A 14,423-nucleotide genomic window follows, 5' to 3' on the forward strand; every position below is an offset into this window, starting at 1 on the left:
GTCAGGGCGTGATTCTACCTGCTTTGGCCGCTATTGGGGCCGCTGCTGCATCACTACACCCGCCCAAGTGCGACGGCGTGATGACGCAGGTGCTCATCAATGAAGCTGGCGATGAAGTAGTAGCTATGGTCATACCCCGGCTGCAGCCTAAGGGTCAGTTCATGCCCTCCTTTGCGCGCCGCCTGCTCCAACGCTGCTGGCTTGAGCTGCTTGTCGAGGAAGTCATCGCGATCGCCCTGGTCGACCAACAGCGGTGGGCACTGGCCAGCCGGGGTGTCGGCCAGCAGCACGCTGGCATCCCATTCACGCCAGCGCGCGCGGTCATCACCCAGGTAGCGGGAAAAGGCTTTCTCGCCCCACGGGCAATCCATCGGGTTGCTGATCGGCGAGAACGCCGACACCGATCGGTAGCGCCCCGGGTTGCGCAGGGCACAGACCAGCGCCCCATGCCCGCCCATCGAATGACCACTGATACTGCGCTGATCGGACGCAGGGAAATGCGCCTCGATCAACGCCGGCAGCTCCTGGACCACGTAATCGTGCATGCGGTAATGCTGGGCCCAGGGCTGCTGGGTGGCATTGAGGTAGAAGCCGGCGCCGAGCCCGAAATCCCAGGCCCCCTCCGGATCGCCGGGCACCTGCTCGCCACGCGGGCTGGTGTCGGGCGCAACGATGATCAGGCCTAGCTCGGCAGCTAGGCGCTGGGCGCCGGCCTTCTGCATGAAATTCTCGTCGGTGCAGGTAAGGCCACTGAGCCAGTACAGCACCGGCAGTTTCTCGCCCTGCTCGGCCTGCGGTGGCAGGTAGACGGCGAACACCATGTCGCAGCCCAGCACCTTGGAGTGATGCTTGTAGCGCTTGTGCCAGCCGCCGAAGCTCTTCTGGCAGGAGATGTTGTCCAGGCTCATGGCTGACCTCAGAAGTGGATCACGCTACGGATGCTTTTGCCTTCATGCATCAGGTCGAAGGCCTTGTTGATGTCCTCCAGCCCCATGGTGTGGGTGATGAAGGTGTCCAGCGGAATCTCGCCCTTCTCGGACATTTCCACGTAGCTTGGCAGCTCGCTGCGGCCACGCACGCCGCCGAATGCCGAACCACGCCAGACCCGGCCGGTAACCAACTGGAATGGACGGGTGGCGATTTCCTGGCCGGCGCCGGCCACACCGATGATCACCGACTCGCCCCAGCCCTTGTGGCAGCACTCAAGCGCCGCACGCATCAGTTGGACATTGCCGATGCATTCGAAGGAGAAGTCCACGCCGCCATCGGTGAGGTCTACGATCACTTCCTGGATCGGACGATCGTACTCCTTCGGATTGATGCAGTCGGTGGCGCCCAGCTGGCGGGCGATCTCGAACTTGGCCGGATTGATGTCGATGGCGATGATGCGCGAGGCCTTGGCCTTCACCGCACCGATCACCGCCGACAGACCAATGCCGCCCAGGCCGAAAATGGCCACGGTGTCACCCGGCTTGACCTTGGCGGTGTTGAGTACCGCACCGATACCGGTGGTCACGCCGCAACCGAGCAGGCAGACCTTCTCCAGCGGCGCTTCCTTCTGGATCTTGGCCACGGAGATCTCCGGCAGAACGGTGTACTCGGAGAAGGTCGAGGTGCCCATGTAGTGGAACAACTGCTGCCCTTTGTAGCTGAAGCGTGTGGTGCCATCAGGCATCAGGCCCTTGCCCTGGGTGGCGCGGATGGCCTGGCACAGGTTGGTCTTGCCCGACAGGCAGAATTTGCACTTGCCGCATTCCGGGGTGTACAGCGGGATCACGTGGTCACCAACAGCCAGCGAAGTGACGCCCTCACCCACCGCTTCGACGATCGCGCCGCCCTCGTGACCGAGGATCGACGGGAAGATACCTTCCGGGTCCGCGCCGGAGAGTGTGTAGGCATCGGTATGGCAGACACCGCTGGCGACCACGCGCAGCAGCACCTCGCCCGCCTTGGGCATGGCCACGTCCACTTCGACGATTTCCAGGGGTTTCTTGGCCTCGAAGGCAACAGCGGCGCGGGACTTGATCATGAAGGGCTCCAAGCTAGGTATCGGTTCAGGTCATCAGTGTAATTCATGCTTTTTTGATGAATAATCCGGGCAAATGCAAAACATTATTGCCACACAGGGATAATCAATGAGCAGTCGCTGGGAAGGAATCGACGAGTTCGTCGCGGTCGCCGAGTCGGGCCAGTTCACCGCGGCCGCCGAACGACTGGGGGTTTCCTCATCGCATATCAGCCGACAGATCGCTCGCTTGGAGGAACGCCTGCAAACTCGGCTGCTGTACCGCAGCACCCGGCGCGTGACCCTGAGTGAGGCCGGGCAGACCTTCCTGCAACACTGCCAGCGTTTGCAGGATGGCCGCGAAGAAGCGCTGCGCGCGATGGGGGACCTGGCCAGCGAACCCAAAGGTCTGCTGCGCATGACCTGCGCGGTGGCCTACGGCGAGCGTTTCATCGTGCCACTGGTGACTCGTTTCATGGCGCTGTATCCCCAGTTGCGCGTCGAGGTGGAGCTGAGCAACCGCACCCTGGACCTGCTGCACGAGGGCATGGACCTGGCTATTCGCCTGGGACGCCTACAGGATTCACGCCTGGTGGCCACGCGCCTCGCACCGCGGCGCATGTACCTGTGTGCATCGCCAGCGTATCTGGAGCGTTACGGCCGACCGCACAGCCTGTCGGAACTGGCGCGGCACAATTGCTTGGTGGGCAGTTCGGATCTGTGGGTGCTGCAGCAGGATGGCCGTGAAATCAGCCAACGGGTTCAAGGCAACTGGCGCTGCAACAGCGGCCAGGCGGTACTCGACGCGGCGCTGCAGGGAATGGGGTTGTGTCAGTTACCGGATTACTACGTGCTCGAGCATCTGCATGCCGGGGCACTGGTGTCACTGCTGGAGGCGCACCAGCCGCCGAACACCGCGGTGTGGGCGCTGTATCCGCAACAGCGGCACCTGTCACCCAAGGTACGGCGGTTGGTCGACTATCTGAAGGACGGGTTGGCAGGATTGCCGGAGTATCAGCCAGGCTGAGCCCGCAAAGAAGCGGGCACAGGCTAAAGCCTCAGCGCCGCCCAGCCCAGCGCTGACGCAACCACTCCAAATCTTCGGGCCGGGTCACCTTGATGTTGTCACTACGCCCTTCGATCAATCGCGGCGCATGCCCGGCCCACTCAATGGCGGAGGATTCATCGGTCACTGCCACATCCGCCACCAGGCACTCGGCCAGTGCCCGGTGCAGCATGCCAAGCCGGAACATCTGCGGCGTGTAGGCCTGCCATACGGTGGTGCGGTCCACCGTGGCGCTGACCCGGCCAGTCGCGTCGGCACGCTTGAGAGTATCGCGCGCAGGCACCGCCAGCAGCCCGCCCACCGGATCGTCGCCCAGCTCCGACAGCAGCTTGTCCAGATCGCTGCGCGCCAGGTTCGGCCGCGCAGCATCGTGCACCAGCACCCAGTCATCGTCGGCCGCCCCGTGGGCATGCAGCAGCAGCAAGGCATTCAATACCGAATCGGCACGCTCGCGCCCGCCCGCTGCGCGCTGGATGCGCGGATCATTCGCACAGCGCAAGCCAGGCCAGTAGGGATCTTCTTCGGCAACGCTGACCACCACCCCCTTGAGCGTGGGATGGTCGAGAAAACAGTCGAGGCTATGCTCGAGGATGGTCTGCCGGCCCAGTTGCAGATACTGCTTGGGGCGGTCGGCAGCCATGCGGGCACCAATGCCCGCGGCAGGAATCACGGCCCAGAAGGCCGGCAGTTCATGGATCATTTCTGTGGCAACTGGTAGAGGGTTTCGCCCTCCTTGACCATCCCCAGTTCATGACGAGCCCGTTCTTCCACGGTCTCCATACCTTTCTTCAACTCCAGCACTTCAGCGTCGAGCACGCGATTGCGTTCCAGCAGCCGTTCGTTTTCGGCATGCTGGTCGGCGATCTGCTGTTGCAGCTCGGCCACTTGCGCCAGGCTGCCATTACCGACCCAGAGGCGATATTGCAGGCCTCCGAGCAACAACAGCAGGACGAGGAACAACCAATAGGGACTGCGCATGAAGATATCCAGGGTAAAAGGCCGCCGCAGCGAGCTTCCGATAGCACGAAGCCTGGCCGAGGCCAGGCTTCGTCGACAGAAACCCGTTTGAAGGCGCTGAACGCTCAGTGAGAACGCTCAGACAGCCCCGGCTGCTGCCTTTTTACCATCTCTTGCTCAGCCGCGAAACTCGGCACGGCCACGGTAGACGGCCTTGGCGCCCAGTTGCTCTTCGATACGCAGCAATTGGTTGTACTTCGAGACGCGGTCGGAGCGGCACAGCGAACCGGTCTTGATCTGGCCTGCAGCAGTACCGACAGCCAGGTCGGCGATGGTCGAGTCTTCGGTTTCACCGGAACGGTGCGAGATCACCGCGGTGTAGCCAGCGGCCTTGGCCATCTGGATGGCTTCCAGGGTTTCGGTCAGCGAGCCGATCTGGTTGAACTTGATCAGGATCGAGTTACCGATGCCCTTCTCGATGCCTTCTTTCAGGATCTTGGTGTTGGTCACGAACAGGTCATCGCCGACCAGTTGCACCTTGGCACCGATCTTGTCGGTCAGGATCTTCCAGCCAGCCCAGTCGGACTCGTCCAGGCCGTCTTCGATCGAGATGATCGGGAAGCGCTCGGTCAGGCCTTTCAGGTAGTCGGCGAAACCTTCGGCGTCGAACGACTTGCCTTCACCAGACAGGTTGTACTTGCCGTCTTCGTAGAACTCCGAAGCGGCGCAGTCCAGGGCCAGGGTGACGTCGGTGCCCAGCTTGTAGCCGGCCTTCTCGACTGCTTCGGCGATGGCCGCCAGGGCGTCTTCGTTGGAGGCCAGGTTCGGGGCGAAGCCGCCTTCGTCACCCACGGCAGTGTTCAGGCCACGGGCCTTGAGGACAGCCTTGAGGTGGTGGAAGATCTCGGTGCCCATGCGCAGGCCGTCGGAGAAGGTCTTGGCGCCGACCGGCTGAACCATGAACTCCTGGATGTCGACGTTGTTGTCGGCGTGCTCGCCGCCGTTGATGATGTTCATCATCGGCACCGGCATCGAGTACTGGCCAGGGGTACCGTTGAGGTTGGCGATGTGTGCGTACAGCGGCAGGTCCTGGTCCTGTGCAGCAGCCTTGGCAGCGGCCAGGGACACGGCGAGGATGGCGTTGGCGCCCAGCTTGGCCTTGTTCTCGGTACCGTCCAGTTCGATCATGGCGCGGTCGAGTGCTTTCTGGTCGGAAGGATCCTTGCCCAGCAGCAGGTCACGGATCGGACCATTGATGTTGCCGACAGCCTTCAGCACGCCCTTGCCCAGGTAACGGCTCTTGTCGCCATCACGCAGCTCCAGCGCTTCGCGCGAGCCAGTGGAAGCACCAGACGGCGCGCAAGCGCTGCCGATGATGCCGTTGTCGAGCAGCACATCGGCTTCCACGGTGGGGTTGCCACGCGAATCGAGAACTTCACGACCTTTGATGTCGACGATCTTTGCCATTGTTGTAAGCACTCCAGAATTGACGAAAACAACGCAGCTTTGGGAATTCTTGCCGTTCACCAGGCGACATGGCACGGGCAGGCCTGGCGAAGGGAGCCCCTGACCGGCAGGCCAGGGGGTGGAACGGGCGGTACTTTACCCGAGAAACGAGCTTTACGCGGTCTCTACCGTCGGAAAACTTTTCACCAGGTCGTCCAGTTGCTTGAGCTGCGCCAGGAATGGCTCCAGCTTGTCCAGGCGCAGGGCGCATGGGCCATCGCACTTGGCGTTGTCCGGGTCCGGGTGAGCCTCGAGGAACAGGCCGGCCAGGCCCTGGCTCATGCCCGCCTTGGCCAGGTCGGTGACCTGGGCACGGCGACCGCCGGCGGAGTCGGCACGACCACCCGGCGTCTGCAGCGAGTGGGTGACATCGAAGAACACCGGGTACTCGAACTGCTTCATGATGCCGAAGCCAAGCATGTCGACCACCAGGTTGTTGTAGCCGAAGCTCGAACCGCGCTCGCAGAGGATGAGCTGGTCGTTACCGGCCTCGACGCACTTGGCGAGGATGTGCTTCATCTCGTGCGGTGCGAGGAACTGGGCCTTCTTGATGTTGATCACCGCGCCGGTCTTGGCCATGGCCACTACCAGGTCGGTCTGGCGCGAGAGAAACGCCGGCAGCTGGATGATATCGCAGACCTTGGCCACCGGTTCACACTGGTAGGGTTCGTGCACATCGGTGATCACCGGCACGTTGAAGGTGCGTTTGATCTCCTCGAAGATCTTCAGCCCCTCTTCCATGCCCGGACCACGGTACGAGGCCACCGACGAACGGTTGGCCTTGTCGAAGCTGGCCTTGAACACGTACGGGATGCCGAGCTTCTCGGTCACCCGCACGTACTCCTCGCAGACCTTCAGGGCCAGGTCACGGGACTCCAGGACGTTCATGCCGCCGAACAGGACGAACGGCTTGTCGTTGGCGATCTCGATGTTGCCGACGCGAATGATCTTCTGGGTCATGGATCAGGCCTTGTTCTTCTGTGCCAGGGCTGCCTTGACGAAACCGCTGAACAGCGGGTGACCGTCACGAGGCGTGGAGGTGAACTCCGGGTGGAACTGGCAGGCGACGAACCATGGGTGATCCTTCGACTCGACCACTTCGACCAGCGCGCCATCTTCGGAACGACCGGAAACCACCAGGCCGGCGTCGATCAGTTGCGGCAGCAGGTTGTTGTTCACTTCGTAGCGGTGACGGTGACGCTCGGTGATCACGTCGCTGCCGTAGCAGTCGTGGACCTTGGAACCGGCGATCAGCTGGCAATCCTGCGCGCCCAGGCGCATGGTGCCACCCAGGTCAGAGGCTTCGGTACGGGTTTCGACGGCGCCGGTGGCATCGGCCCACTCGGTGATCAGGCCGACGACCGGGTGCGCGCCGTTGCGATCGAACTCGGTGGAGTTGGCGTCTTTCCAGCCCACCACGTTACGGGCGAACTCGATGACCGCGACCTGCATGCCCAGGCAGATGCCCAGGTACGGAACCTTGTTCTCACGGGCGAACTGCACGGCCTTGATCTTGCCTTCCACGCCACGCAGACCGAAGCCGCCCGGCACCAGGATGGCGTCGGCGCCTTCGAGCAGGCCGGTGCCCTGGTTCTCGATGTCTTCGGAATCGATGTAGCGCAGGTTGACCTTGGTGCGGTTGGTGATGCCGGCGTGGCTCATCGCTTCGATCAGCGACTTGTACGCGTCCAGCAACTCCATGTACTTGCCGACCATGGCGATGGTGACTTCATGCTCGGGATTGAGCTTGGCGTCGACGACCTTGTCCCACTCGGACAGGTCGGCGCCATTGCACTGCAGGCCGAAGCGCTCGACGACGAAGTCGTCCAGGCCCTGTGCGTGCAGCACGCCCGGGATCTTGTAGATGGTGTCGACGTCTTCCAGCGAAATCACCGCACGCTCTTCGACGTTGGTGAACAGGGCGATCTTGCGGCGCGAAGAGGCATCGACCGGGTGGTCGGAGCGGCAGATCAGCACGTCAGGCTGCAGGCCGATGGAGCGCAGCTCCTTGACCGAGTGCTGAGTAGGCTTGGTCTTGGTTTCGCCGGCGGTGGCGATGTACGGCACCAGCGTCAGGTGCATCAGCATGGCGCGCTTGGAGCCCACTTCGACACGCAACTGACGGATGGCTTCGAGGAATGGCTGCGACTCGATGTCGCCCACGGTGCCGCCGATCTCGACCAAGGCCACGTCGGCATCGCCGGCGCCCTTGATGATGCGACGCTTGATTTCGTCGGTGATGTGCGGGATGACCTGGATGGTCGCGCCCAGGTAGTCACCACGGCGTTCCTTGCGCAGCACGTGCTCGTAAATGCGGCCGGTGGTGAAGTTGTTGTTCTGGGTCATCGTGGTGCGGATGAACCGCTCGTAGTGGCCCAGGTCGAGGTCGGTCTCGGCACCGTCGTGGGTGACGAACACTTCACCGTGCTGGAACGGGCTCATGGTGCCCGGATCGACGTTGATGTACGGGTCCAGCTTGAGCATGGTGACCTTGAGCCCCCGCGCTTCCAGGATGGCCGCCAGGGAAGCCGAGGCAATGCCTTTCCCCAATGAAGAAACAACACCGCCCGTGACGAATATGTAGCGCGTCATGAAAAACCCTAGAAGTCTGCGTTAAGGCGGCCAGCGCCGCCGGAGAAAGCGAAGGAAGGCCGAAGCCCCCGATCACCTGCGTCAATCACAGTGCATCTCGAACAACTGCCGCGTCTGTACAGACCGGGGGTATCCCCAGTGTGGAGCTCGCTCGTCATTTTAAGAATCAGCCCAGCAAAAAACTGCTTGGTAATCGGCAACTCCTGTGTTTTCGCGGAACCCACAGAAGCTGTATCAAGAAGGGAGGGTAGTCTACCGGAATGTACCCTTCAGCTCAAACCTTGCACGTTCGTCGGCGGCTGCCACTGCAGTTGCCAGTCGGTCTGCCCCAGCTCCGGCAGGTTGGCCACCGCCAGCAGGCGCTCGCCCTGCCAAAGCAATGGCAGGCGATGACGCACGAAGTGCGGCACGCGGTGCTCGTTGAGCAGGCGCTTCAGGTCGCGGTGGCCGCGCCCTGGAATATCGAGGACTTCGCCGCCCTGGCGATAGGTGACATGCAGGCCAGACCCAGGAATGACACCCACCAGCCGCAAGCTGCCATTGCCAGGTAACGAGAGCGGCTGGCTCGGATCCGGCCAAGGCGCCCCGCCCTGCGGCGCTTGCAGCCAATCGCCGCTCAACCACCACAGCCGTCCATGGCTGCGCTGCAGCTCGCCATCGGTCAAGCGCCAGAGCGGCTGGGCATCGGCTGCCGCATCACGCAGGTTGTCCCAGCCGGCCCAATGGCGGCTATCAGGTAGACGTGTACGACTGCTCAGCCAGTACTGCAAGGCGTTACGCTGGCGCGCCGGCGAGAGCGCCGCCAGCACTCCCATGTCCAACGAGTCCAGGCATTGCCAGGGCGCCACTGCTCCGGCGCTTGCGGCAGCGATGTCGGAGGCGGCGAGTTCGTCCAGTAGCGCCAGGGCCTCGCCCAGGTGCGCGGAACTGCGTGCCAGGCTCTGGCTCGCTTGCGGCCAGCGCTGGCGTAGCAGCGGGAACACTTCGGCGCGCAGGAAATTGCGGGCGAAGCGGGTATCGGTGTTGGACGGGTCTTCGATCCATCTCAGCCCCGATGCCTGGGCATACCGCTGCAACTGACCCCGCGCCAGATCAAGCAACGGCCTGACCAACTGCCCCTGTCCCAGCGGACGGGAAGCAGGCATCGCCGCCAGGCCGCGCAGGCCGGCACCACGCAACAGGCGAAACAGCAGGGTCTCTGCCTGGTCTTCGCGGTGCTGGCCGGTGAACAGCACTTCGTCGGGGCCCAGAAGCGCTGTGAACGCGTCGTATCGCGCGGTGCGGGCGGCTTGCTCGAGGCTGGCGACAGGCTCGACCTGGACATGGATCACGCGCAGTTCGATACCCAGCGCATCACAGACCTGCTGACAATGTGCAGGCCAAGCGTCGGCGGCCGCTTGCAGACCGTGATGAATATGCACGGCACGCAATGGCGGTGCTTCATGATCGCGAGCGTAATCGAAGAGCAGGTTTAGCAGGACGGTGGAGTCGAGGCCGCCGGAGAAGGCGACGTGCCAGGCGGGGGCTTTGAGCCAGGGGGAGAGGGATTGGGTGAGGTCGAGCATGGTTGCCTCACTGAGGACCGCATCGCGGGGCAAGCCCGCTCCCACAGAAGACGCACGAGTGGGAGGCGGCTTGCCTGCGAATGGGGCGCCAGGCGCCCCTGCCAATCAGAGACCGTAGCTCATCAGGCGATCGTAGCGACGCTTGAGCAGGGTATCGTTGTCGAGCTTGCCCAGCATGTCGAGCTGCTCGAGCAGGTCGGCACGGATGCTGGCCGACATCTTGGCCGGATCGCGATGAGCGCCGCCCAGTGGCTCGCCAATCACCTTGTCGACGATGTTCAGGCTCTTCAAGCGCTCAGCGGTGATGCCCATTGCTTCGGCAGCGTCCGGCGCCTTGTCGGAGGTCTTCCACAGGATCGAGGCGCAACCTTCCGGCGAGATCACCGAGTAGGTGGAGTATTGCAGCATGTTCAGCTGGTCGCACACGCCAATAGCCAGTGCGCCGCCCGAACCGCCTTCACCGATCACGGTGGCGATGATCGGGGTTTTCAGGCGCGCCATGACGCGCAGGTTCCAGGCGATGGCCTCGCTCTGGTTGCGCTCTTCGGCGTCGATACCCGGATAGGCACCCGGGGTGTCGATGAAGGTCAGGATCGGCATCTTGAAGCGCTCGGCCATCTCCATCAGGCGGCAGGCCTTGCGGTAGCCTTCAGGACGCGGCATGCCGAAGTTACGGCGGACCTTCTCACGCACTTCGCGGCCCTTCTGGTGACCGATGACCATCACCGGCTTGCCGTCCAGGCGCGCGGTACCGCCAACGATCGCGGCGTCGTCGGAGAAGTGACGGTCGCCGTGCAGCTCTTCGAACTCGGTGAAGATGTGATCGATGTAGTCCAGGGTGTACGGACGACGCGGGTGGCGTGCCAGGCGGGCAATCTGCCAGCTGGTCAGGTTGCCGAAGATGCTTTCGGTCAGGGTGCTGCTCTTGTCTTGCAGACGGGCAATTTCATCGCTGATGTTCAGCGAGTTGTCGTTACCGACCAGGCGCAGCTCTTCGATCTTGGCTTGCAGGTCGGCAATCGGCTGTTCGAAATCGAGAAAATTCGGGTTCATAGGCATCCGTCTTGGGTCTACGGCCAGGCGGCCGGCCGGTTGATCCGTTTGGCGCCATACCTTACGGGATCTGGCGCATTCAGGTCGAGATTAAAATTCGTCGTTTCAACGGTATTGCAGGAAGACGTTCTCACGTCCGAACTGGTCACGCAGCGCCTGAATCAGGCCATCGGCGGGGTCGATCGACCACTCGTCGCCGAACTGCAGCATGGCCTTGGCATCGCTGCCGGTGTACTCGAGCGTGATCGGGCAACCGCCGCGATGACGGGTGATCAGCTCGCCCAGCCAGGCCAGGCGATCGCCCTTGAGCGCTTCGTGGGCGATCTTCAGGCGCAGGCTTTCGGCCAGTTTGGTGCGGGCATCCTCCATGGTCATCACCTGCTTGACGCGCAGGCGCAGGCCGCCGGAGAAGTCGTCGTTGCTGACCTCGCCTTCGACCACCACCATGGCGTCGGTCTGCAGCAGCGCCTGAGCCGCCATGAACGCATCGGCGAACAACGAAGCCTCGATGCGACCGGAGCGGTCGTCGAGGGTGACGAAGCCCATCTTGTCACCCTTCTTGTTCTTCATCACCCGTAGGGCAATGATCATCCCCGCGATGGTCTGGGTCTCGCGCGAAGGCTTGAGGTCGACGATGCGCTGACGAGCGAAACGGCGGATCTCGGTTTCGTACTCATCGATCGGATGGCCGGTGAGATACAACCCGAGGGTATCCTTCTCGCCTTTCAGCCGCTCCTTGAGCGTGAGTTCGCGGACCTTGCGGTGGTTGGCATAGACATCGGAGTCTTCTTCGACGAACAGCCCACCGAACAGGTCGATATGCCCGCTGTCAGCGGTGCGAGCGGTCTGCTCGGCCGACTTGATGGCCTCCTCGAGCGCCGACAGCAGCACCGCGCGGTTGCGGTCGATGTTGGCCTGATAGGCCTTGATCTCGTCATGGAAGTGCGGGCCCAGGCGATCGAGCGCACCGCTGCGGATCAGCGCATCGAGGGTACGCTTGTTGATACGCTTGAGGTCGACGCGCTCGCAGAAGTCGAACAGGTCCTTGAACGGTCCACCTTCGGCGCGTGCCTCGACGATCGCCTCCACCGGGCCTTCACCCACACCCTTGATCGCACCCAGGCCGTAGACGATACGACCGTCGTTGTTGACGGTGAATTTGAAGTCGGAGAAGTTCACGTCCGGCGCGTCGAGGCGCAACTTCATGCTGCGCACTTCCTCCACCAGCACCACCACCTTGTCGGTGTTGTGCATATCCGCCGACAACACCGCAGCCATGAACGGCGCCGGGTAGTGGGTCTTGAGCCAGGCGGTCTGGTACGAGACCAGGCCATAGGCCGCGGAGTGAGACTTGTTGAAGCCGTAACCTGCGAATTTCTCTACCAGATCAAAGATGTTACCGGCCAGGTCCGCGTCGATGTTGTTGGCCACGCAGCCTTCGATGAAACCGCCGCGTTGCTTGGCCATTTCCTCGGGCTTCTTCTTGCCCATCGCCCGGCGGAGCATGTCGGCGCCACCCAGGGTGTAGCCGGCCATCACCTGGGCGATCTGCATCACCTGTTCCTGGTACAGGATGATGCCGTAGGTGGGGGCCAGTACCGGCTTGAGGCCTTCATACTGGTAATCGGAGTGCGGGTAGGCCAGCTCCGCGCGGCCGTGCTTGCGGTTGATGAAGTCATCCACCATGCCCGACTGCAGCGGACCGGGGCGGAACAAGGCCACCAGTGCGATGAGGTCTTCCAGGCAGTCGGGCTTGAGCTTCTTGATCAGCTCTTTCATGCCGCGCGATTCAAGCTGGAACACCGCCGTGGTTTCGGCCTTCTGCAACAGCTCGTAGGTCTTGCGGTCGTCCAGCGGGATGAAGTCGATGTTGACGTCGGGCAGGTTTTTCTTTTTCTGCTCGCGGTTGATGATCTCCATCGCCCACTTGATGATCGTCAGTGTCCGCAGGCCGAGGAAGTCGAACTTCACCAGGCCGGCAGCCTCGACGTCGTCCTTGTCGAACTGGGTCACCAGGCCGCCGCCCTCTTCGTCACAGGCGATCGGCGAGAAATCGGTGAGTTTGGTCGGCGCGATCACCACGCCACCGGCGTGCTTGCCGGTACCGCGAGTGACCCCCTCGAGCTTGAGGGCCATGTCCCAGATTTCGCGAGCGTCTTCGTCGCCCTTGAGGAAGTCGCGCAGGATCTCTTCCTGCTCGTAGGCCTTCTCCAGGGTCATGCCCACTTCGAACGGGATCATCTTCGACAGGCGATCGGCCAGGCCGTAGGACTTGCCCTGCACACGCGCCACGTCACGCACCACCGCCTTCGCGGCCATGGTGCCGAAGGTGATGATCTGGCTCACCGCATTGCGCCCGTAGGCCTCGGCCACGTAGTCGATCACCCGGTCGCGACCATCCATGCAGAAGTCGACGTCGAAGTCGGGCATGGAAATACGTTCAGGGTTGAGGAAGCGCTCGAACAGCAGGTCATAAGCCAGCGGGTCGAGGTCGGTGATCTTCAGTACGTAAGCCACCAGCGAGCCAGCACCCGAACCCCGCCCAGGGCCCACCGGCACGTCGTTGTTCTTGGCCCACTTGATGAAGTCCATAACGATCAGGAAGTAACCGGGGAAGCCCATCTGGATGATGATATCCAGCTCGAACTTCAGGCGATCCAGGTAGACCTGGCGCTTCTCTTCGTAATTGGGGGTGGTCTCTTTCGGCCAGAGCACGGCCAGACGCTCTTCCAGGCCCTCGTAGGAGACGTGGCGCAGGTAGTCGTCGATGCCCATGCCGTTGGGCGTCGGAAAGTCGGGGAGGAAGTACTTGCCCAACTGCACCGTGATGTTGCAGCGCTTGGCGATCTCGACGGTGTTGGCGATGGCGTCCGGCAGGTCGCTGAACAGCTCGGCCATCTCCTCGGGCGACTTGAGGTACTGCTGGTCGCTGTAGGCGCGTGGGCGCCGCGGGTCGTCCAGGGTCCAGCCCTCGCCGATGCAGACGCGGGTCTCGTGGGCATCGAAGTCGGACTGTTTGATGAAGCGCACATCGTTGGTCGCCACCAGCGGCGCGCCGACCTTGTCGGCGAGGGCAACGGCAGCATGCAGGTATTCTTCGTCGCCTGCCCGGTTGGTGCGCTGCACTTCCACATAGAAGCGCTCCGGCAGCATCTGCATCCAGTCGCGCAACAGGGCCTCGGCCTCGTCGGTACGACCGGAGAGCAGCGCCATGCCGATATCGCCCTCACGCGCCGCGGACAGGCCGATCAAGCCCTCGCTGGCGGGCGCGATCCATTCGCGCTGGATGATCACCAGGCCGTTGCGCTGGCCGTCGGTCCAGCCCTTGGAGATCAGCTCGGTCAGGTTGCGATAGCCCTGGGGATTCATCGCCAGGAAGCAGATGCGCGACAGCGGTGCCTCCGGATCGGCACCGGCCAGCCACAGGTCGGCGCCGCAGATCGGTTTGATCCCTGCGCCCATGGCGGTCTTGTAGAACTTCACCAGCGAGCACATGTTGCTCTGGTCGGTGATCGCCACCGCCGGCATGTTCATTCCAGCCAGAGCCTTGGCCAGCGGCTTGATCCGCACCAGGCCGTCGACCAGGGAGAACTCGGAGTGCACGCGGAGGTGAACGAAGGAGACCGACATTGAAGATCCTGTGGCAATGCTGAACGACAAGGGCGGGATTGTAGCGTAA

The 14,423-nt window shown here is 62.8% G+C and carries 11 protein-coding genes; 1 reads left to right on the top strand and 10 read right to left on the bottom strand.

The window, feature by feature from the left end; genetic code table 11:
- Positions 1–53: 53 nt before the first annotated feature.
- Complete coding sequence (gene fghA / locus IAE40_RS17505; RefSeq protein WP_153773120.1) at positions 54–908, bottom strand: S-formylglutathione hydrolase; 855 nt, start codon at positions 906–908, stop codon at positions 54–56.
- 8 nt (positions 909–916) lie between these two features.
- Entirely contained in the window at positions 917–2,029 is a 1,113-nt protein-coding gene (locus IAE40_RS17510) for an S-(hydroxymethyl)glutathione dehydrogenase/class III alcohol dehydrogenase (RefSeq protein ID WP_153773121.1), read from the bottom strand.
- A 106-nt stretch (positions 2,030–2,135) separates the two neighbouring features.
- Between IAE40_RS17510 and IAE40_RS17515 the strand changes: the two genes are divergently transcribed.
- Positions 2,136–3,032: a LysR substrate-binding domain-containing protein gene (locus IAE40_RS17515; RefSeq protein ID WP_054891059.1), complete on the top strand. Its 897-nt coding sequence runs from the start codon at positions 2,136–2,138 to the stop codon at positions 3,030–3,032.
- A gap of 31 nt (positions 3,033–3,063) precedes the next feature.
- Here the strand turns inward: IAE40_RS17515 and ispD are convergent, their stop codons facing one another.
- The 8 genes from ispD to dnaE all read right to left on the bottom strand — a co-directional run bounded on the left by ispD (position 3,064) and on the right by dnaE (position 14,374).
- Positions 3,064–3,771 (bottom strand): 2-C-methyl-D-erythritol 4-phosphate cytidylyltransferase, encoded by a 708-nt coding sequence (gene ispD, locus IAE40_RS17520; protein WP_153773122.1) that lies wholly within the window; start codon positions 3,769–3,771, stop codon positions 3,064–3,066.
- Positions 3,768–4,049, bottom strand: a complete 282-nt coding sequence (ftsB, locus tag IAE40_RS17525; RefSeq protein WP_054891061.1) for a cell division protein FtsB — start codon at positions 4,047–4,049, stop codon at positions 3,768–3,770. The genes ispD and ftsB overlap by 4 nt, the downstream gene beginning before the upstream one ends.
- Before the next feature lie 156 nt (positions 4,050–4,205).
- Positions 4,206–5,495 (bottom strand): phosphopyruvate hydratase, encoded by a 1,290-nt coding sequence (gene eno / locus IAE40_RS17530; protein ID WP_054891062.1) that lies wholly within the window; start codon positions 5,493–5,495, stop codon positions 4,206–4,208.
- A gap of 153 nt (positions 5,496–5,648) precedes the next feature.
- Positions 5,649–6,494: a 3-deoxy-8-phosphooctulonate synthase gene (gene kdsA, locus IAE40_RS17535; RefSeq protein WP_054891063.1), complete on the bottom strand. Its 846-nt coding sequence runs from the start codon at positions 6,492–6,494 to the stop codon at positions 5,649–5,651.
- A 3-nt stretch (positions 6,495–6,497) separates the two neighbouring features.
- Positions 6,498–8,126: a CTP synthase gene (locus IAE40_RS17540; RefSeq protein WP_054891064.1), complete on the bottom strand. Its 1,629-nt coding sequence runs from the start codon at positions 8,124–8,126 to the stop codon at positions 6,498–6,500.
- A 269-nt stretch (positions 8,127–8,395) separates the two neighbouring features.
- Positions 8,396–9,691 carry a tRNA lysidine(34) synthetase TilS gene (gene tilS, locus IAE40_RS17545; protein WP_200603603.1) on the bottom strand — a complete coding sequence of 432 codons (1,296 nt, stop codon included), beginning with the start codon at positions 9,689–9,691 and terminating at the stop codon, positions 8,396–8,398.
- A 105-nt stretch (positions 9,692–9,796) separates the two neighbouring features.
- Positions 9,797–10,744 (bottom strand): acetyl-CoA carboxylase carboxyl transferase subunit alpha, encoded by a 948-nt coding sequence (accA, locus tag IAE40_RS17550; protein WP_054891066.1) that lies wholly within the window; start codon positions 10,742–10,744, stop codon positions 9,797–9,799.
- 105 nt (positions 10,745–10,849) lie between these two features.
- Complete coding sequence (dnaE, locus tag IAE40_RS17555; RefSeq protein ID WP_153773124.1) at positions 10,850–14,374, bottom strand: DNA polymerase III subunit alpha; 3,525 nt, start codon at positions 14,372–14,374, stop codon at positions 10,850–10,852.
- Between the last annotated feature and the right edge of the window lie 49 nt (positions 14,375–14,423).

Source organism: Pseudomonas sp. S44, assembly GCF_016624805.1.
GTDB lineage: Bacteria > Pseudomonadota > Gammaproteobacteria > Pseudomonadales > Pseudomonadaceae > Aquipseudomonas > Aquipseudomonas machongensis.

What these genes read in the sequence shown, in the direction of transcription:
- fghA (WP_153773120.1), bottom strand. Translation starts at nt 908, where the DNA reads ATGAGCCTGGACAACATCTCCTGCCAGAAGAGCTTCGGCGGCTGGCAC.
- IAE40_RS17510 (WP_153773121.1), bottom strand. Translation starts at nt 2,029, where the DNA reads ATGATCAAGTCCCGCGCCGCTGTTGCCTTCGAGGCCAAGAAACCCCTG.
- IAE40_RS17515 (WP_054891059.1), top strand. Translation starts at nt 2,136, where the DNA reads ATGAGCAGTCGCTGGGAAGGAATCGACGAGTTCGTCGCGGTCGCCGAG.
- ispD (WP_153773122.1), bottom strand. Translation starts at nt 3,771, where the DNA reads ATGATCCATGAACTGCCGGCCTTCTGGGCCGTGATTCCTGCCGCGGGC.
- ftsB (WP_054891061.1), bottom strand. Translation starts at nt 4,049, where the DNA reads ATGCGCAGTCCCTATTGGTTGTTCCTCGTCCTGCTGTTGTTGCTCGGA.
- eno (WP_054891062.1), bottom strand. Translation starts at nt 5,495, where the DNA reads ATGGCAAAGATCGTCGACATCAAAGGTCGTGAAGTTCTCGATTCGCGT.
- kdsA (WP_054891063.1), bottom strand. Translation starts at nt 6,494, where the DNA reads ATGACCCAGAAGATCATTCGCGTCGGCAACATCGAGATCGCCAACGAC.
- IAE40_RS17540 (WP_054891064.1), bottom strand. Translation starts at nt 8,126, where the DNA reads ATGACGCGCTACATATTCGTCACGGGCGGTGTTGTTTCTTCATTGGGG.
- tilS (WP_200603603.1), bottom strand. Translation starts at nt 9,691, where the DNA reads ATGCTCGACCTCACCCAATCCCTCTCCCCCTGGCTCAAAGCCCCCGCC.
- accA (WP_054891066.1), bottom strand. Translation starts at nt 10,744, where the DNA reads ATGAACCCGAATTTTCTCGATTTCGAACAGCCGATTGCCGACCTGCAA.
- dnaE (WP_153773124.1), bottom strand. Translation starts at nt 14,374, where the DNA reads ATGTCGGTCTCCTTCGTTCACCTCCGCGTGCACTCCGAGTTCTCCCTG.